This window comes from Pseudomonas sp. DW-iso3, assembly GCF_058725305.1.
Window position 1 is genome coordinate 216,566 of the sequence record NZ_JBZXDZ010000008.1, and the last position, 19,197, is coordinate 235,762.

Genomic DNA, 19,197 nt, shown 5'->3' on the forward strand with positions numbered 1-19,197 from the left:
AGAGGTGTCTAGTCCCTCAACCTGGTGAGCGGTGCAACAAACGCTTAGGCCTTCAGGGGAACCAAGCGTGGAGCAATCATGTTTTCGGGGCGCAGGATGTCGTCGAGCATGGCGTCGTCGAGCAAGCCTTCTTCGCGCACCAGTTCCAGCACGCCGCGGCCGCTTTCGAGGGCGATACGCGCGATGCGGGTGGCGTTTTCATAGCCGATGTACGGGTTCAGCGCGGTGACCAGGCCGATGGAGTGCTCCACCAGTTCGCGGCAGCGCGCTTCGTTGGCGGTTATGCCGACGATGCAGTGTTCGCGCAGCATGTCCATGGCGCGTTGCAGCAGGCGGATCGAGTCGAAGATCTTGAAGGCGATCAGCGGCTCCATCACGTTCAGTTGCAGTTGGCCACCTTCGGCTGCCATGGTCAGGGCCAGGTCGTTACCGATGACCTGGAACGCTACCTGGTTCACGGCTTCCGGAATCACCGGGTTGACCTTGCCGGGCATGATCGAGCTGCCTGGCTGACGCGCTGGCAGGTTGATCTCGTTGATGCCGGTGCGTGGGCCGCTGGACAGCAGGCGCAGGTCGTTGCAGATCTTCGACAGCTTCACCGCCGTGCGCTTGAGCATGCCGGAGAACAGTACAAAGGCGCCCATGTCGGAGGTGGCTTCGATCAGGTCGGCGGCTGGAACAACCGGTTGGCCGCTGATAACGGCCAGGCGTTGTACAGCCAGGGCCTGGTAACGCGGGTCGGCGTTGATGCCGGTACCGATGGCGGTGCCGCCCAGGTTGACTTCGGTCAGCAGCTCGGGCGCGAGGGTCTTCAGGCGCGCCAGGTCTTCGCCCAAGGTGGTGGCGAAGGCGCGGAATTCCTGGCCGAGGGTCATCGGCACGGCGTCTTGCAACTGGGTGCGGCCCATTTTCAGCACGTGGCTGAACTCTTCGCCCTTGGCGGCGAAGGCCTGGATCAGGCTGTCGAGGCTGGCGAGCAGCGCGTCATGGCCCAGCAGCAGACCCAGGCGGATCGCGGTCGGGTAGGCGTCGTTGGTCGACTGCGCCATGTTCACGTCGTTGTTGGGGTGCAGGTACTGGTATTCGCCCTTGTTGTGGCCCATGGCCTCCAACGCGATGTTGGCGATGACTTCGTTGGCATTCATGTTGGTTGAAGTGCCAGCGCCGCCTTGAATCATGTCCACCACGAACTCTTCGTGGAAATCGCCGCGGATCAGGCGGGCACAGGCTTCGCTGATGGCAGCGTGCTTGGCTTCGCTGAGCTGGCCCAGTTCGCGGTTGGCGTCAGCCGCCGCTTGCTTGACCATTGCCAGACCGACCACCAATTTCGGGTAATGCGAAATCGGAACGCCCGAGAGGCGGAAGTTGTTCACCGCTCGCAGGGTCTGGATGCCGTAATACGCTTGAGCAGGTACTTCGAGTACGCCAAGCAGGTCTTTTTCGGTACGGAAAGATGCAGCGGAGGACATGACGGAAATCATCTCGATATGGACCCGGAACTGGCCGGAACGCTGCGAATGCTAGGCTTGTAGAACTTTTTGGGCCAATGCTGTTAAACACTGGCCTATGCACAAACGGCATAATGCAGGTGTGACCCGGTTATCATGACGGGCGTGTGTGCCAAAATGGTGCATACCCGTGGGAGGAAGTGATGAACCTTGAGAGCAAATGGCTGGAAGACTTCAGCGCCTTGGCGGCCACCCGCAGCTTTTCCCAGGCGGCAGAGCGACGCTTTGTGACCCAGCCGGCGTTCAGCCGACGTATCCGTAGCCTGGAGGCGGCGTTGGGCCTGACCCTGGTCAACCGCTCGCGCACACCGGTGGAATTGACGGCAGCGGGGCAGTTGTTCCTGGTGACTGCGCGCACGGTGGTTGAACAGCTCGGCGAGGTTCTGCGCCATTTGCATCACCTGGAAGGCGGGCAGGGCGAAGTCATGCAAGTGGCAGCCGCCCACTCCCTGGCCCTGGGGTTCTTCCCGCGCTGGATCGCACAATTGCGTAACGAAGGCTTGAACATCGCCACGCGCCTGGTCGCCACCAACGTCGGTGACGCGGTACACGCGCTGCGCGAAGGCGGCTGTGATCTGATGCTGGCGTTCTACGATCCGGACGCCGCCATGCAGATGGACGCCGAGATCTTCCCGTCGCTGCACCTGGGCAACACCGAAATGCTCCCGGTGTGCGCCGCTGATGTCGACGGCAAGCCGCTGTTCGATCTGGAAGGCGAGGGCAGTGTGCCGCTGCTGGCCTACAGCGCCGGCGCGTTCCTCGGGCGTTCGGTGCATTTGCTGCTGCGCCAGCGTGCGCTGCGTTTTACCACCGTGTACGAAACGGCCATGGCGGACAGCCTCAAGAGCATGGCCCTGGAAGGCCTGGGCATCGCCTGGGTACCGCAACTTAGCGTACGGGCGGAGTTGGCCCGTGGCGAACTGGTGGTGTGCGGCGGCCCGCAATGGCATGTGCCGCTGGAGATCCGCCTGTATCGCTGTGCGTTGGTGCGCAAGGCGAACGTGCGGTTGTTGTGGCGCAAGTTGGAGGGTGGCGCGGCGCAAAGCGCCTGAGCGCGATGCAGATCAACTGTGGGAGCAAGCTTGCTCGCGAAGACGGTGTATCAGACACCGCTATTTTGACTGCCCCAGCGCATTCGCCAGCAAGCTTACTCCCACAGGGTTTTACAGCGTCCCTGGCTGACTCTTGAGTCAATAAAACCGCCGGTTTGCGCCACTGGACAGATGGTCATTCCAGGGGCTGTTTATCTTGATTATTACGGTATACTGCGCGGCCTTCGGCCGGTCCAACCGGCCTTAATTCGTACAACAAGCCACGCCGGATTTCCCGCGTGGCTTGTTGTTTTTTGACGCGCCTGCGGGCGCCCAGAGAGAAGAGGCACGACGATGAGTGCATTGGTTGGCGTGATCATGGGCTCCAAGTCCGATTGGTCCACCCTTAGCCACACCGCCGATATGCTGGAAAAACTCGGCATTCCGTATGAAGTGAAGGTGGTCTCTGCCCACCGCACCCCGGATTTGCTGTTCCAGTATGCCGATGAAGCAGAATCCCGTGGCATCGAGGTGATCATCGCCGGTGCCGGCGGTGCGGCGCACCTGCCAGGCATGTGTGCGGCCAAGACCCACCTGCCGGTGCTCGGTGTGCCGGTGCAGTCGTCGATGCTCTCGGGTGTGGATTCGCTGTTGTCCATCGTGCAGATGCCGGCCGGTATCCCGGTGGCGACCCTGGCGATCGGCAAGGCCGGTGCGATCAACGCCGCGTTGCTGTCCGCCAGCATCCTGGGCGCCAAGCACCCGCAGTTCCACGCGGTGCTGAAGAAATTCCGTGCTGAGCAGACAGACAGCGTGCTGGACAATCCAGACCCACGCATCGCCTGAGGTTGTTGACGATGAAAATCGGTGTAATCGGTGGCGGCCAACTGGGTCGCATGCTGGCTCTGGCGGGAACCCCGCTGGGGATGAACTTCGCTTTCCTGGACCCGGCGCCGGACGCCTGCGCTGCCGCCTTGGGTGAACACCTGCGCGCTGACTACAGCGACCCGGACCACTTGCGCCAACTGGCCGACGAAGTCGACTTGGTGACCTTCGAGTTCGAAAGCGTCCCGGCCGAAACCGTTGCGTTCCTGTCGCAGTTCGTCCCGGTGTACCCCAGCGCCGAAGCCTTGCGCATTGCCCGTGACCGCTGGTTCGAGAAGAGCATGTTCAAGGACCTGGGCATTCCGACCCCGGCCTTCGCCGATATCCAGTCCCAGGCAGACCTGGACGCTGCAGTCGCCAGCATCGGCCTGCCGGCCGTGCTGAAAACCCGCACCCTGGGTTATGACGGCAAGGGCCAGAAAGTCCTGCGCACTGAAGCTGATGTGGTCGGTACCTTCGCCGAACTGGGCAGCGTCGCCTGCCTGCTGGAAGGCTTCGTACCGTTCACCGGCGAAGTCTCGCTGATCGCCGTGCGTGCCCGTGATGGCGAAACCCGTTTCTACCCGCTGGTGCACAACACCCACGACAGCGGCATCCTCAAGCTGTCAGTGGCCAGCACCGACCACCCGTTGCAGGCTTTGGCGGAAGATTATTCCAGCCGTGTGCTCAAGCAACTGGATTATGTAGGCGTGATGGCGTTCGAGTTCTTTGAAGTCGACGGTGGCCTCAAGGCCAACGAAATCGCCCCACGCGTGCACAACTCCGGGCACTGGACCACCGAAGGCGCCGAGTGCAGCCAGTTCGAAAACCACCTGCGGGCGGTTGCGGGCTTGCCATTGGGCTCCACGGCCAAAGTCGGCGAGAGCGCCATGCTCAACTTCATCGGCACCGTGCCTGCGGTGGAAAAAGTCATCGCCATCGACGACTGCCACCTGCACCACTACGGCAAGGCCTTCAAGGCCGGGCGCAAGGTCGGCCACGCCAACCTGCGCTGCAAGGACCGCGCAACGCTGGAAGCGCAGATCCTCAAGGTTGAAGCGCTGATCGCCGAGCAATAAGGTGAGCCCGACGGGAACCATTGGTGACCGTCGTCTCTCTGATTGCAGGATGCCAAAGCCTGACTAGGCTTTGGCATAGCTCACTTCAATCAGAGGGAAATGCCATGGGTATCATCGGAACCATTTTTATCGGCTTGATCGTCGGCCTGCTGGCGCGTTTCCTGAAACCAGGCGACGACAGCATGGGGTGGATCATGACCATCCTGTTGGGTATCGCTGGCTCTCTGGCCGCGACCTACGGTGGTCAGGCACTGGGTATCTACCAGGCCGGTCAAGGTGCAGGTTTCATCGGCGCGCTGGTGGGTGCCATTGTGTTGCTGGTGATCTACGGCCTGATCAAAAAGAAGTAATCAGCCGACAAAGTCCTCTGCGCTGCGCAGGCGCAGGGGGCTAGAATGCTCGGCACTTGTACTTGCCGAGCTTCTCCATGCGCCGTCTTCTGTTGACTCTCCTTTTGCTGGGCCCTGGCCTGGCGCACGCCGGTGAACTGCCGGAAACCGACTGGCTCGACCTGATGCCGCTTTCCGACCAGAAAGCCCTCGAAGCCATGCCCGAGATCGATCACAACTCCCCCGAAGCCCAGGGCACCTTCACCGACAAAGGTGGCCTCAAGCAAAGCAAAGGCTTGCCGGCGGTGATGTATTCCACCAAGACCGTGGCCGCCATGAACGGCAAGAACATCCGCATCGGCGGCTACCCGGTGCCGTTGGAAACCGACGCCAAGGGCCGAAGTACTTTGTTCTTCCTTGTACCGTATCCGGGCGCCTGTATCCACGTGCCGCCGCCGCCGCCCAATCAGCTGGTGCTGGTGCGCTATCCCAAGGGGCTGAAGCTGGATGATATCTACACGCCGCTGTGGGTCACGGGCACGCTGAAGGTGGAGAAGGTCAACAATGACCTTGCCGATGCGGCGTATGCGCTGGATGCGGGGAAAGTACGGGTGGTGAAGGAGTCGGATTTATAAGGCGCGGCACATCACCCAATGTGGGAGCGAGCAAGTCGAATCGCCGCTCCCACATTTCGATTGGGTTTACAGGGCTATAGCGGCGATGCTCACGCCCAGCGTATGGCTTTCACCGGGTGCCAGGCTCACCACATCATCCAGCACATTCGCCGTCTCGATGCACAGCATGCCTGTCCAGCCATCATCGGCCATGTCGTCAAAAGCCTTGGCGCGTTCGGTCCACGGGTTCCAGATCACGGTCGACTTTGAGCCTTCGCTGGTGAGCTGGATACGGCGCTGCCAGTCTTTGTCGACGATAGTCAACTGTGACGGCGTGTCGAGGTAGATGCGATCGGTCTCGGCGGTGAAGTGCAGCAGGCCGGATTGTGTCTTTTCGGTCCAGCCGTCGGCGGTATCGATATAGGCGCGCCCGTCCAGCCCTTCGACCTGCGCATTGCGCACATCGCTTACGGCGAAGTAGGTGTGCAGCGCCTGGCTGAGGGTCACGGTGTCGGTACCACGGTTGTGGCTGGTCAGGCGGATATGCAGTTGCTCATCCAGCAGCAGGCTCAGTGTCAGGTCGACCTGATGGGGCCAACCAGGAAAGCCGCCTGCCGGCACCGGCAGTACCAGATCCACGCGTAGCGCTTCACCTTCAAGCTCGGTCGCGGCCAATTCCCACAACGCTGTGCGCACGAAACCGTGTGCGCCAGCGGGCTGCTCGCTCTGACGCATCGCTTTCACGCTCTGCGGGTTGCGGTCAAATACGCCAAACCACGGCCAGCACACCGGTACGCCGGTGCGAATGCCCTTGCCCTTTTTGAACACCGCTTCAGGATTCGGCCAGATCAGTGGCTGTTCGCCGTCGCGCCCATAACTGAAGAGATGCGCGCCCTGTTGGGCCACTATCAGTTCGGCACCGTTGTGGCGGATGCGCCAGCAATCCAGCTCGTCGATTTTCACGGTTTCAACGTGGGGCGTCGGCATAACAAAGCACTCTTCATGGCAGGCAATGGGGCAATTGACCGTCAAAACCCGGCGAGGTTTAACGTGCGCGCGATGGAACCGAGCGCGTGCGGCCGCTGCCGTCGATGGCGACGAATACAAATACCGCCTCGGTCACCTTGCGCCATTCGCTGGACAGCGGGTCGTCGCTCCACACTTCGACCATCATCTGGATCGAGCTGCGGCCGATTTCCAGGGCCTGGGTATAAAAGGAGAGCTGTGCGCCCACCGCGACCGGCACCAGGAACGCCATGCGATCAATGGCCACAGTGGCGACACGCCCGCCTGCCACCTTGCTGGCCATGGCGGTGCCGGCCAAGTCCATCTGCGCGACCAGCCAGCCGCCGAAGATGTCGCCAAAACCGTTGGTTTCACGCGGGAGCGCGGTGATTTGCAGGGCGAGGTCGCCTTGCGGGATAGGATCTTCTTGTTCGAGTTCGATCATGCCGAGGGCCTCTGACCCGTAACGCTTCATGGGTATTTCAAGTGGATAGCCGTCTTCGAAAAAAACGTTTCAGCACCAACATACACCGCGTGATGCGTTTCTCGTAAGGCGTACTAAAGGGAAACTCTGCCAAATCGGCTGGATGGCGCCCAACGACGTTTTGGCACAGCAGCCCCTCAAGACTGCGGTTCTTGCGCTTGCAAGGGCCGAGTATATCGAGACCCTGGCGCCACGACGACCTCTGGGCGTTCATTTGGTCGGCATTTAGCGGCTGTATCGCGGCTTTTTCCGGCAACTGTGCTTATCGGCGCAAATAAACAGCAGGAAAGGGGAATATTGCGCCCCTATAAATGGTTATTCGCTCAACGCTGTGCTTTTTCTAGCGATTTGCTATCTTGCCAAACCTGCCGCAAGTCCCGCTTGCCATCCTGATTACTATAAGAGAAGCCTTGCTATGTCCTCCGTGCCCGCAAGCAGTGCGCAACCGTCGCGCCCGCTGACCCGCAACGACTACAAAACCCTGTCGCTGTCTGCCTTGGGCGGGGCGCTGGAGTTTTATGATTTCATCATTTTCGTGTTTTTCGCCACCGTGGTCGGAAAACTCTTCTTCCCCGTGGACATGCCTGAATGGCTGCGCATGATGCAGACCTTCGGCATCTTCGCCGCCGGCTACCTGGCACGCCCCCTGGGCGGCATCATCATGGCGCACTTCGGTGACCTGTTGGGTCGCAAGAAGATGTTCACCCTGAGCATCTTCATGATGGCCGTGCCGACCCTGATCATGGGCCTGCTGCCAACCTACGCGCAGATCGGTCTGTGGGCACCGGTGCTGTTGCTGCTGATGCGCATCATCCAGGGCGCCGCGATTGGTGGTGAAGTGCCTGGCGCCTGGGTGTTCGTCTCCGAACACGTACCGCCGCGTCACATCGGCTACGCCTGTGGCACCCTGACCAGCGGCCTCACTGCCGGTATTTTGCTGGGTTCGCTGGTGGCCACTGCGATCAACACGCTCTATAGCCCGGAGCAGGTCTCGGATTTCGCCTGGCGGATCCCGTTCCTGCTCGGCGGCGTGTTCGGCCTGTTGTCGGTGTACCTGCGTCGCTGGCTGCATGAAACGCCGATCTTCGCCGAGATGCAGCAGCGCAAGACCCTGGCCGCCGAGCTGCCATTGCGCGCGGTACTGCGGGATCACCGCGGCGCTATCGTGTTGTCGATGCTGCTGACCTGGCTGCTGTCAGCTGGCGTGGTGGTGGTCATCCTGATGACCCCGACCGTGCTGCAGACCGTCTACCACTTCAGCCCGACCGTGGCGCTGCAGGCCAATAGCCTGGCCATCGTCACCCTGAGCCTGGGCTGCATAGCCTCGGGCGCATTGGCTGACCGCTTCGGTGCCGGCCGCGTGCTGGTTACCGGTTGTGCGCTGTTGCTGGCAACGTCCTGGACGCTGTATCACAGCCTCATGGCCCACCCGGATTGGTTGTTCCCGCTGTACGCCCTGACCGGCCTGTTCGTAGGCACCATCGGCGTGGTGCCGTACGTGATGGTCAAGGCCTTCCCGCCCGTGGTGCGTTTCAGCGGCTTGTCGTTTTCCTACAACGTGGCCTATGCCGTGTTCGGCGGGCTGACGCCGCTGGCAGTGTCGCTGCTGATGAAGGAAAGCCCGATGGGCCCGGCCTACTACGTTGCCGCGCTGTGCTTGATGGGGATGGTGGTGGGTGGGTATCTGTGGAAGCGTTCGCGCTGACGCTTTGACAATGACCGCTCCCGCGCCCTGCGTGGGAGCGATGGCAACGCCTCGCTATGCCCCTTCTCCTTGCCAATAGTGGCCTTTCATCTAACTGTCACATTCCAGACATAGAGTGTTCACACGGCCTCCCGATACTTGGCCCCGATCCAACTATCCCTATCTGCTAGGAGCAAGGCATGAAACTGAAACGTTTGATGGCGGCAATGACTTTTGTCGCTGCTGGCGTTGCGACCGCCAACGCGGTGGCCGCTGGTGTTGATCCGGCAATTCCGGCTTATGTTAAGACCACTGGTGTGTCGGGCAACTTGTCCAGCGTTGGTTCCGATACCCTGGCTAACCTGATGACCCTGTGGGCCGAGGGTTACAAAAAGGAATACCCGAACGTCAACATCCAGATTCAAGCTGCCGGCTCCGCTACCGCGCCACCTGCGCTGACTGAAGGCACCTCCAACCTGGGCCCGATGAGCCGCAAGATGAAGGACACCGAACTGGCGGCCTTCGAGCAGAAGTACGGCTACAAGCCAACCGCTATCCCGGTTGCCGTGGATGCCCTGGCTGTGTTCGTGCACAAGGACAACCCGATCCAGCACCTGACCATGGAACAAGTCGACGCGATCTTCTCCTCGACGCGTCTGTGCGGTGGCAAAGCCGACGTGAAAACCTGGGGTGACCTGGGTGTGACCGGCGACCTGGCCAACAAGCCAGTACAACTGTTCGGTCGTAACTCGGTTTCCGGCACCTACGGCTACTTCAAAGAAGAAGCCCTGTGCAAAGGCGACTACAAGCCAAACGTGAACGAACAACCTGGCTCGGCTTCGGTCGTGCAGTCGATCAGCTCCTCGCTGAACGGCATCGGTTACTCGGGCATTGGCTACAAGACCGCCAGCGTGAAAACCGTGGCCCTGGCCAAGAAAGGCAGCACGGATTTCATCGAAGACAGTGAAGAAAACGCCCTGAACGGCAAATACCCGCTGTCGCGCTTCCTCTACGTTTACGTCAACAAAGCCCCGAACAAGCCTCTGGCCCCGCTGGAAGCTGAGTTCGTGAAGCTGGTTCTGTCCAAACAGGGCCAGGAAGTTGTGGTGAAAGACGGCTACATCCCACTGCCAGCCAAAGTAGCCGCCAAGGCCCTGGCTGAACTGGGTCTGAAAGAAGGCAACTGATTGCCTCTGCGGGGCCGGAGTACCGGCCCCGCATCCGAATTTTCTAGTCCGCTGCCAGCCTTGCTTCGCGGCGGCTTTGTTGCGTCACTGCACTGTCATCTTTCTGTCATACAGGATCGCTAGGGTGTGCGCATGAATGATCTGGCCAATTCCACCATGACGACGACTTCTCCCCCCAAGCGCATTGACTTCAATACGCCTGAGTTGCAACGCAAGCGCCGCATTCGCGCGCTCAAGGATCGCCTGACCCGTTGGTATGTGCTGGTCGGCGGCCTCGCCGTCCTCGGCGCCATTACCCTGATTTTCTTCTTCCTGGCCTATGTCGTCGCGCCGCTGTTCCAAGGCGCCTCATTGACCAAGGAAGACGCCCTGACTCCCGCCTGGATCCAGGACGCGGGCAAGCCGTTGATGATCTCCCTCGAAGAACAGAACCAAGTCGCCATGCGGGTTTCCGACAAGGGCCAGGCGTTGTTCTTTAATGTGGAAACCGGCGCTGAACTCAAGCGCGTCGACCTGCCACTGCCCGCTGGCACCAGCGTTGCCTCTATCGGTGAAGACCAGCCCGGTAGCCCGTTGGTGATCCTGGGTCTGTCCAATGGCCAGTCCATGGTGTTCCGCCACACGTATAAGGTGTCCTACCCGGACGGCAAGAAAACCATCACGCCTGCGATCGAATACCCCTACGGTGAAACGCCGATCGTGCTGGATGACGCCGGTCGCCCGCTGGAGCACGTCGCCCTTAATGCCACTGATTCCACCTTGGTGGTTGCAGGTTCCGCCGGTTCGCATTTGAACGTGCTGTCCCTGAGCCGCGAAGAAAACATGATGACCGGCGAAGTCACCAGCGAGCAAAAGCGCATCGAACTGCCGCAGATGACCGAGCCAGTGAAGGCGATCTTCATCGACCCACGCCAGCAATGGTTGTACGTGATCAACGGTCGCGCCCTGGCCGACGTGTTCAGCTTGCGCGACAAGAGCCTCAATGGTCGTTACAAATTGCTCGAAGACGGCAATGCCGAGGTGACCGCCAGCACGCAGCTGGTGGGCGGTATCTCGCTGATCATCGGTAACTCCAAGGGCGGCCTGGCCCAATGGTTCATGGCCCGCGATCCGGATGGCGAGCAGCGCTTCAAACAGATCCGCACCTTCCAGATGGGCACCACGCCTATCGTAGAAATTTCCGCCGAAGAGCGCCGCAAAGGCTTCACCGCCCTCGACGCTTCCGGCCAGTTCGGCGTGTTTCACAGCACCGCGCACCGCACCCTGTTGGTCGACCCTGTAGTCGATGGCCAAGGCGTGTACGGCATGTCGCCACGGGCCAACCGGGTGATCGTCGAAGCCGGCGGCAAGCTGCAACCGTTGATGCTCGATAACCCGCACCCGGAAGTGTCGTGGAGCGCGTTGTGGAGCAAGGTCTGGTACGAGAACTACGACGAGCCTAAATACGTCTGGCAATCGACCGCCGCCAACACCGACTTCGAACCCAAGATGAGCCTGGCCCCGCTGACTTTCGGCACCCTGAAGGCCGCGTTCTACGCCATGCTGCTGGCGGCGCCACTGGCCGTTGCCGCGGCGATCTACACCGCCTACTTCATGGCCCCGAGCTTGCGCCGCAAGGTCAAGCCGGTGATCGAACTGATGGAAGCAATGCCGACGGTGATCCTCGGCTTCTTCGCCGGCCTGTTCCTGGCGCCGTATGTGGAAGGGCATCTACCGGGCATCTTCAGTCTGTTGATGCTGTTGCCGATTGGCATCCTGGTCGCCGGTTTCGTGTTCAGCCGCCTGCCTGAGTCGATCCGCCTGCGGGTGCCCGATGGTTGGGAAAGCGCGATCCTGATCCCGGTGATCCTGTTCATGGGCTGGCTCTCGCTGTACATGAGCCCGTACCTGGAAACCTGGTTCTTTGGCGGCGACATGCGCATGTGGATCTCCCATGACCTGGGCATTACCTACGACCAGCGCAACGCCCTGGTCGTCGGCCTGGCCATGGGTTTCGCGGTGATCCCGAACATCTATTCCATCGCCGAAGACGCCGTATTCAGTGTGCCTCGCGGGCTGACCCTGGGCTCGCTGGCCCTGGGCGCCACGCCGTGGCAGACCATGACGCGCGTGGTGATCCTGACCGCCAGCCCGGGCATCTTCTCGGCGCTGATGATCGGCATGGGGCGTGCTGTCGGCGAGACCATGATCGTGTTGATGGCCACCGGTAACACCCCGGTGATGGAGATGAACCTGTTCGAAGGCCTGCGCACCTTGGCGGCCAACGTCGCGGTGGAAATGCCCGAGTCGGAAGTGGGCGGCAGTCACTACCGCGTGCTGTTCCTCTCGGCGCTGGTGCTGCTGCTGTTCACCTTCATCATGAACACCCTCGCCGAGCTGATCCGTCAGCGTCTGCGCAAGAAATACTCGTCGCTTTAAGAAAGGTAGAAGTCTGTGAAACAGAACTCCCTGAATGGATGGTTCAAGAGCGGCGCCCCCGGCGTCTGGATCAGCGGTGGCGCAGTGTCCATCGCGGTCATCATGACCATTGGTTTGTTGGCCGTGATTGCGGTGCGTGGTTTGGGCCACTTCTGGCCAGCCGACCTGATCCAGGCCAACTACACCGTACCGGGCCAGGCCAACCATATCGTCATCGGCGAAGTGGTGCAGAAAGAAGAAGTACCGCGTGAGCGCCTGAAAAGCGCTGGCCTGCCTGTGCCGGAGCAAGGTCCGGAATTCATGACCCGCGAGCTGATCAAGGTCGGCAACCGCGACCTGAACGGCAACGACTTCACCTGGATCGTCGGCGAGTGGCTCAAGGACCAGACCACGCCTGCGAACCTGATGACCATCGAGCGCCGTGAGTGGGGCAACTTCTACGGCACGCTGGTCAACGTCAAGCAGGATGGCAAGGTCATCGCCGAAGGCGAAGCCGCGTGGCCGGAACTGCAAGCCCGTGTCGAGCGCGTCAATAAGCTGGCCGCCCAACTCAAGACCCTGGAGAAGTCCGACATTGGCGCGATCAACGCCGGTCTCGAACGCATCCGTCTGCACGGCCGCAAACTGGAACTGGAAGGCAAGCTCGACGCTGCCGCCCAGGCCGACATGGACGCCGACCGCGCCGAGCTGAATGCCCGCTACCAGGACATCGAAGCGCGCCTGGCCGATCTGCATGCCCAGTTCAACCGCGACGCCCTGACCGCCCGTGACGGCAACGGCAAGGAAGTCGAAATCGGCATCGGCAAAGTGGTGCACGCCTACCAGCCGAACGCGATGGGCACGATCACCAAGGTCGGTTTCTACTTCAGCAAGGTCTGGGAATTCCTCAGCGACGACCCACGGGAAGCCAACACCGAAGGCGGGATTTTCCCGGCCATCTTCGGCACCGTGATGATGACCCTGATCATGGCGATGATCGTCACCCCGTTCGGCGTGCTGGCGGCGGTGTACCTGCGTGAATACGCCAAGCAGAACACCCTGACCCGCGTCATCCGTATCGCCGTGAACAACCTGGCTGGTGTGCCGGCCATCGTCTACGGCGTGTTCGGCCTGGGCTTCTTCGTGTATGTCTTGGGCGGCTCGGTCGACCGCCTGTTCTTCGCCGAAGCCCTGCCGGCGCCGACCTTCGGTACGCCGGGTCTGTTGTGGGCCTCGCTGACCCTGGCACTGCTGGCGGTGCCGGTGGTGATCGTAGCCACTGAAGAAGGCCTGGCGCGGATTCCTCGCACCGTACGTGAAGGCTCCCTGGCCCTGGGCGCGACCAAGGCGGAGACGCTGTGGAAGATCGTGCTGCCGATGGCCAGCCCGGCGATGATGACCGGCATGATCCTCGCCGTGGCCCGCGCCGCCGGTGAAGTGGCGCCGCTGATGCTGGTCGGTGTGGTGAAACTGGCGCCGTCGCTGCCGCTGGACGGCAACTACCCGTACCTGCACCTGGACCAGAAGATCATGCACCTGGGCTTCCATATCTATGACGTCGGCTTCCAGAGCCCCAACGTTGAAGCCGCACGACCGCTGGTGTACGCCACCGCGTTGCTGCTGGTGCTGGTGATCGCCACGCTCAACTTGTCGGCGGTGTGGATCCGTAACCACCTGCGCGAAAAATATAAAGCGTTGGACAGCTAATTGAAGTGAGCGCGGACTGAATGGGGGAGCGGGCTTGCTCGCGAAAGCGGTGTATCGGAAACACATGTGCTGACTGACACACCGCTTTCGCGAGCAAGCCCGCTCCCACACCGAACTGCGCCAGACACAGCTTTTTAGTAAGCCGCCAGCCCGATCCAGAAGTCTGCGGTTCAATGAAACGAATTGGTAGCACAGGGAGCATCCCATGCAACAAGACACCCACACCCACGGCATCAACATGTCTGCCCTGGGGCGCGACAAGCAGAGCCTGAGCCTGGCCCAGGAAACCGTGGCCATCGAAGTGCCGGGCCTGAGCCTGTACTACGGTGAAAAACAGGCACTGTTCGACGTCAGCATGAACATCCCCAAGCAGCGCGTGACTGCCTTCATCGGCCCGTCGGGTTGCGGCAAGTCCACACTGCTGCGGACCTTCAACCGCATGAATGACCTGGTGGACGGCTGCCGCGTAGACGGTGCGATCAACCTCTACGGCACCAACATCTACCGCAAGGGCGAAGACGTGGCCGAGCTGCGTCGCCGCGTGGGCATGGTGTTTCAGAAGCCCAACCCGTTCCCCAAGACCATCTACGAAAACGTGGTCTACGGCCTGCGCATCCAGGGCATCAACAAGAAACGCATCCTCGACGAAGCAGTCGAGTGGGCCTTGAAAGGCGCGGCGCTGTGGGACGAAGTCAAAGACCGTCTGCACGAGTCAGCCCTCGGCCTGTCCGGCGGCCAACAGCAGCGTCTGGTGATCGCGCGGACCATCGCCGTTGAGCCGGAAGTGCTGCTGCTCGACGAACCGTGCTCGGCACTCGACCCGATCTCGACGCTGAAAGTCGAAGAGCTGATCTACGAGCTCAAGTCCAAGTTCACTATCGTCATCGTGACCCACAACATGCAACAGGCGGCGCGGGTTTCCGACTACACCGCGTTCATGTACATGGGCAAACTGGTGGAATTCGGCGATACCGATACCCTGTTCACTAATCCGGCGAAGAAGCAGACCGAAGACTACATCACCGGTCGATACGGCTAGAGAGCTGTGGTTCTCATCGCACTGACGCTGCGGTTCTCCGCACCTTACCGGACGCTCCAAGGACGCCAACATGATTAGCAAAGAAGGCCTTACCCACCACATCTCCGCGCAGTTCAACGCCGAGCTTGAGGAAGTGCGCAGTCACCTCCTGGCGATGGGCGGGCTGGTGGAGAAGCAAGTCAACGACGCCGTGACTGCGCTGATCGAGGCCGACTCGGGCCTGGCCCAGCAAGTGCGTGAGATCGATGACCAGATCAACCAGATGGAACGCAACATCGATGAAGAATGCCTGCGCATTCTGGCCCGTCGCCAGCCGGCGGCGTCCGACCTGCGTTTGATCATCAGCATCTCCAAGTCGGTGATCGACCTGGAGCGCATCGGCGATGAAGCCACCAAGATCGCCCGCCGCGCCATCCAGCTCTGCGAAGAAGGCGAAGCGCCACGCGGTTACGTGGAAGTGCGCCACATCGGTGATCAGGTGCGCAACATGGTGCGCGATGCCCTTGACGCCTTTGCCCGCTTCGATGCTGAGCTGGCACTCTCGGTGGCGCAGTACGACAAGATCATCGACCGCGAATACAAGACCGCGCTGCGTGAACTCGCGACTTACATGATGGAAGACCCACGCTCTATTTCGCGGGTCTTGAGCATTATCTGGGTACTGCGTTCTCTGGAGCGCATCGGCGACCACGCACGCAATATCTCGGAACTGGTGATTTACCTGGTGCGCGGGACCGACGTTCGGCACATGGGCCTCAAGCGCATGAAGGCCGAAGTTGAAGGTTCGGCGGATCTTATCCCTAATGTTCCGGGCGAATCTGACGATAAGTAAGGTTGCCCGAGAAATTAACGCCCGGCCTTTGGTCGGGCGTTTTTGTTTGCGGCCACTGAATTTTTTGCACGTTGAGTGAGATAAATTCCCAACGTGACTACAGAGTTTTGGCAAAATGCCACCAGTCAGGCGTGTTGCGTGCCGAAGTGTTAATAGGATGAAGGGTCGATGAGTAAAGTCAGTGTGTTGGTGGTGGATGACGCCTCGTTTATCCGCGACCTGGTGAAGAAGTGCCTGCGCAACTACTTCCCCGGGATCAAGCTTGAAGACGCGGTGAACGGCAAAAAGGCCCAGGCCATCCTGATGCGCGAGAGCTTCGACCTGGTGCTGTGCGACTGGGAAATGCCGGAGATGTCTGGCCTTGAACTGCTGACCTGGTGCCGCGAGCAGCCTCACCTCAAGGCCATGCCGTTCGTGATGGTGACCAGCCGTGGCGACAAGGAAAACGTGGTCCAGGCCATCCAGGCCGGCGTTTCGGGCTATGTCAGCAAGCCGTTCACCAACGAGCAGTTGCTGAACAAGGTCAAGCAAGCCCTGCACAAGATCGGTCGCCTCGACGCGCTGGTCGCCAGTGCACCGACCAAAATGAACTCGGCTTTCGGCAACGATTCACTCAGCGCGCTGACCGGTGGCAAACCGGAAGCCGCACGCGCAGCGCCGGTTGCTGCTGCGGCGCCTGTGCCCAACAAAGGCCTGCTCAACAACCCACCGGTACAGGCACCTTCAGCGGCGCCGGCCGGCGGTCGTGGCCAGGGCCAACTGCGCCTGTCCAGCGGCAGCCAGCAATGCGTGATCAAGGCGCTGAGCATCAAGGAAGCGCTGCTGGTGGTGCGCCGTGGCGAAGTGTTGCCTCAGGTACTGGAAAGCGCCGTGCTCGACCTGGAGCAGGGTGAGAATGCCGAAGTGGCCCGTCTCAACGGCTACCTGCACGCCATCGTCGCCTTCGAACCCAAGCCTGACAGCGATTGGTTGCAGCTGACCTTCCGGTTTATCGACCAGGACGCGCAGAAGCTCGACTACATCTCTCGCCTGATCGCACGGGGTACGGCGCAGAAGCACTTTGTGCCGGGTGCCTGACCTCTTGATACCGGAAATTGACCGATTATCTGACTGTCGGCGTCTGCCTAAATGAACGTGGATATTTGTTTCAGCGGGCTGCCAGTCTAAAGTTGTCATGATCCCTTGTTAGCCTGCCGTTCCGTTATCCCGGCAGGTTCACGCCATCATGCGCTTTTTGCTGTGCTGCGGGCTGGCCACGGTCACCGTGTCGACCCAGGCCATGACCCTCTACAAATCCATCGATGCCAATGGCGTGGTGTTTTTCAGCGATCGCTATACGCCGGGTGCCCAGGCATTCGTGATGCAGGAGCGCAAGCTCGAACGGCCGATACTTGACAGGCCGCCTTCCCGTTACCCACCTCAGGCGCACCGCTATCCCTTGCCTTGGCGTGGCGGACCGTTTCGTATGACCCAAGGCCCCAACGGCACGTTCAGCCATACAGACGCCAAAAGCCGCTACGCCATGGACATCGCCATGCCCGAAGGTACGCCGATCATTGCGGCACGCAGCGGTGTGGTGGTGAAGACCGAAAACGAGCAGGCCGGGCGGGGCAGTGATGCGTCGGGGAATTTCGTGAGGGTGCGCCACGATGATGGCACCGAGGGCGTTTACCTGCACCTCAAGCAAGGTTCGGTCAGTGTCCGAGCTGGGCAGCGTGTGGCGGTGGGGAGCCCGCTGGCGTTGTCGGGTAATACCGGCAACAGCAGCGGGCCGCACCTGCACTTTGTGGTGCAGCGCGCCACCGAGGCGGGGCTGGTGTCGATCCCGTATGAGTTCAACCAGCCGGTGGGTGCATTGCCCAACTTTGCGTTGGGCAATTGAGGGTCAATCCAGCAGAAGTACCTTGGCCAACACGATCTTCGGTCCTTTCATCTTCTTGATGATGATCCGCAAACCTTCCACCTCCAGCACTTCTTCCTCTTCCGGCACGCGCTTGAGGGTGTCGTAGATCAGGCCGGCCAGGGTTTCGGCCTCGATGTGGTCCAGGTCGACACCCAGCAGGCGTTCGACCTTGAACAGCGGGGTGTCACCGCGCACCAGCAGCTTGCCCGGCTGATAAGCCAGGATGCCGCGTTCGGCCTTGCGGTGTTCGTCCTGGATATCGCCCACCAGCACTTCCAGCACGTCCTCCATGGTCAGGTAGCCGATGATCTTGCCGTCGGCCTCTTCCACCAGGGCGAAATGCGCGCCGCCTTTGCGGAACTGCTCCAGCAGCTGCGACAACGGCATGTGTCGCGACACACGCTCCAGCGGGCGGGTCAGCTCAGCCAGGTTGAACGACTCGGGAATGTGGTCCAAGGCTGCCAGTTCCAGCAGCAGGTCCTTGATGTGCAAGAGGCCGACAAACTCGTTGCGCACCGCGTCATACACCGGGTAGCGGCTGAATTTGTGGCGACGGAACAGCGCGAGGATTTCCTTGAGCGGCGCATTAAAGTCCAAGGTGACCAGGTCTTCCCGGGAATTGGCCCAGTCCACCACTTCCAGCTCGCCCATTTCCACGGCGGAAGCCAGTACACGCATGCCTTGGTCGCTTGGGTCCTGGCCACGGCTGGAGTGCAGGATCAGCTTGAGTTCTTCGCGGCTGTAATGGTGTTCATGGTGCGGGCCAGGCTCGCCTTGGCCGGCAATGCGCAGGATGGCGTTGGCGCTGGCATTGAGCAGGTAGATCGCCGGGTACATGGCCCAGTAGAACAGGTACAGCGGCACCGCCGTCCACAGCGACAGCAGCTCGGGCTTGCGAATCGCCCAGGACTTGGGCGCCAGCTCACCGACCACAATGTGCAGGTAGGAAATCACGAAGAAGGCGGCAAAGAACGACACGCCCTTGATCACTTCCGGCGACTCGACGCCCACGGCGCCCAGCAGCGGTTCGAGGATGTGCGCGAAGGCGGGCTCACCGACCCAACCCAGGCCCAGGGAGGCGAGGGTAATGCCCAGCTGGCAGGCCGACAGGTAGGCATCAAGCTGGCTGTGCACGGTACGCAGGATCTGCCCGCGCCAGCCGTTTTTGTGGGCGATCGCCTCGACCCGGGTGGCGCGCAGTTTGACCATGGCAAATTCCGCCGCAACGAAGAAACCGTTGAGCAGTACCAGGATCAGTGCAAAAAGAATCATGCCGAAGTCGGCGAAGAGTGTAGCGAGGGTGATACCAGGGGAAGGGTCCATGATGGGGTTTTGCAGGTTCCGTGTGTTCAATAAGGGGTGGCAGGTGGGCCTGAAGGGCAGGCGCAAGTCGGCCAATGTAGCGGCTGACGGGGCGCTTGCCTAGTGCCCACTGCCGGGCGGGGCGTGGAATACGCACTTCGACACGCTGGAAATCTAATGTGGGAGCGGGCGTGCTCGCGAATGCGGTGGGTCAGTCAACACCTTCATGGCT

The 19,197-nt window shown here is 61.0% G+C and carries 17 protein-coding genes; 13 read left to right on the forward strand and 4 right to left on the reverse strand.

The window, feature by feature from the left end; all coding sequences use genetic code 11:
• Positions 1-44 precede the first annotated feature (44 nt).
• The gene (gene aspA, locus AC4PS7_RS23520) at positions 45-1,469 is read right to left on the reverse strand and encodes an aspartate ammonia-lyase (RefSeq protein WP_010207594.1); all 1,425 of its coding nucleotides are present in this window, start codon (positions 1,467-1,469) and stop codon (positions 45-47) included.
• A 182-nt stretch (positions 1,470-1,651) separates the two neighbouring features.
• On the opposite strand from aspA, the gene AC4PS7_RS23525 reads away from it, so the two are divergent.
• The 5 genes from AC4PS7_RS23525 (at position 1,652) to AC4PS7_RS23545 (ending at position 5,446) form a co-directional block, all read left to right on the forward strand.
• Positions 1,652-2,560, forward strand: a complete 909-nt coding sequence (locus AC4PS7_RS23525; RefSeq protein WP_045791491.1) for a LysR substrate-binding domain-containing protein — start codon at positions 1,652-1,654, stop codon at positions 2,558-2,560.
• A 333-nt stretch (positions 2,561-2,893) separates the two neighbouring features.
• A complete protein-coding gene (gene purE / locus AC4PS7_RS23530) occupies positions 2,894-3,385 on the forward strand; it encodes a 5-(carboxyamino)imidazole ribonucleotide mutase (protein WP_003195648.1) in 492 nt (163 codons plus the stop codon).
• A gap of 11 nt (positions 3,386-3,396) precedes the next feature.
• Positions 3,397-4,482, forward strand: a complete 1,086-nt coding sequence (locus AC4PS7_RS23535; RefSeq protein ID WP_010207591.1) for a 5-(carboxyamino)imidazole ribonucleotide synthase — start codon at positions 3,397-3,399, stop codon at positions 4,480-4,482.
• Between the two features lie 104 nt (positions 4,483-4,586).
• Positions 4,587-4,832, forward strand: coding sequence for a GlsB/YeaQ/YmgE family stress response membrane protein (locus AC4PS7_RS23540; protein WP_005792540.1), 246 nt, complete (start codon positions 4,587-4,589; stop codon positions 4,830-4,832).
• A 77-nt stretch (positions 4,833-4,909) separates the two neighbouring features.
• Positions 4,910-5,446 (forward strand): DUF3299 domain-containing protein, encoded by a 537-nt coding sequence (locus tag AC4PS7_RS23545; protein WP_010207590.1) that lies wholly within the window; start codon positions 4,910-4,912, stop codon positions 5,444-5,446.
• A 66-nt stretch (positions 5,447-5,512) separates the two neighbouring features.
• Here the strand turns inward: AC4PS7_RS23545 and AC4PS7_RS23550 are convergent, their stop codons facing one another.
• Positions 5,513-6,412 (reverse strand): D-hexose-6-phosphate mutarotase, encoded by a 900-nt coding sequence (locus AC4PS7_RS23550; protein WP_010207589.1) that lies wholly within the window; start codon positions 6,410-6,412, stop codon positions 5,513-5,515.
• Between the two features lie 58 nt (positions 6,413-6,470).
• A complete protein-coding gene (locus AC4PS7_RS23555) occupies positions 6,471-6,875 on the reverse strand; it encodes an acyl-CoA thioesterase (protein WP_003176975.1) in 405 nt (134 codons plus the stop codon).
• Positions 6,876-7,329: 454 nt separating this feature from the next.
• Between AC4PS7_RS23555 and AC4PS7_RS23560 the strand changes: the two genes are divergently transcribed.
• The 8 genes from AC4PS7_RS23560 (at position 7,330) to AC4PS7_RS23595 (ending at position 17,642) form a co-directional block, all read left to right on the forward strand.
• Complete coding sequence (locus tag AC4PS7_RS23560; protein ID WP_010207587.1) at positions 7,330-8,619, forward strand: MFS transporter; 1,290 nt, start codon at positions 7,330-7,332, stop codon at positions 8,617-8,619.
• Positions 8,620-8,798: 179 nt separating this feature from the next.
• The gene (locus tag AC4PS7_RS23565; RefSeq protein WP_010207586.1) at positions 8,799-9,785 is read left to right on the forward strand and encodes a phosphate ABC transporter substrate-binding protein PstS; all 987 of its coding nucleotides are present in this window, start codon (positions 8,799-8,801) and stop codon (positions 9,783-9,785) included.
• A 384-nt stretch (positions 9,786-10,169) separates the two neighbouring features.
• Positions 10,170-12,203 carry an ABC transporter permease subunit gene (locus AC4PS7_RS23570; protein WP_175439659.1) on the forward strand — a complete coding sequence of 678 codons (2,034 nt, stop codon included), beginning with the start codon at positions 10,170-10,172 and terminating at the stop codon, positions 12,201-12,203.
• A 15-nt stretch (positions 12,204-12,218) separates the two neighbouring features.
• On the forward strand, positions 12,219-13,889 hold the full coding sequence (pstA, locus tag AC4PS7_RS23575) for a phosphate ABC transporter permease PstA (protein WP_045791493.1): 1,671 nt from the start codon (positions 12,219-12,221) through the stop codon (positions 13,887-13,889).
• 205 nt (positions 13,890-14,094) lie between these two features.
• Positions 14,095-14,928 carry a phosphate ABC transporter ATP-binding protein PstB gene (gene pstB, locus AC4PS7_RS23580; protein WP_010207582.1) on the forward strand — a complete coding sequence of 278 codons (834 nt, stop codon included), beginning with the start codon at positions 14,095-14,097 and terminating at the stop codon, positions 14,926-14,928.
• Between the two features lie 70 nt (positions 14,929-14,998).
• Positions 14,999-15,760 carry a phosphate signaling complex protein PhoU gene (gene phoU / locus AC4PS7_RS23585; RefSeq protein WP_010207581.1) on the forward strand — a complete coding sequence of 254 codons (762 nt, stop codon included), beginning with the start codon at positions 14,999-15,001 and terminating at the stop codon, positions 15,758-15,760.
• A gap of 168 nt (positions 15,761-15,928) precedes the next feature.
• Positions 15,929-16,837, forward strand: a complete 909-nt coding sequence (locus AC4PS7_RS23590; protein WP_042571081.1) for a response regulator — start codon at positions 15,929-15,931, stop codon at positions 16,835-16,837.
• A gap of 148 nt (positions 16,838-16,985) precedes the next feature.
• Positions 16,986-17,642 carry a M23 family metallopeptidase gene (locus tag AC4PS7_RS23595; RefSeq protein ID WP_492179770.1) on the forward strand — a complete coding sequence of 219 codons (657 nt, stop codon included), beginning with the start codon at positions 16,986-16,988 and terminating at the stop codon, positions 17,640-17,642.
• 3 nt (positions 17,643-17,645) lie between these two features.
• On the opposite strand, the gene AC4PS7_RS23600 is transcribed toward AC4PS7_RS23595, so the two are convergent.
• Positions 17,646-18,986: a hemolysin family protein gene (locus AC4PS7_RS23600; RefSeq protein ID WP_010207573.1), complete on the reverse strand. Its 1,341-nt coding sequence runs from the start codon at positions 18,984-18,986 to the stop codon at positions 17,646-17,648.
• Positions 18,987-19,197: the final 211 nt, after the last annotated feature.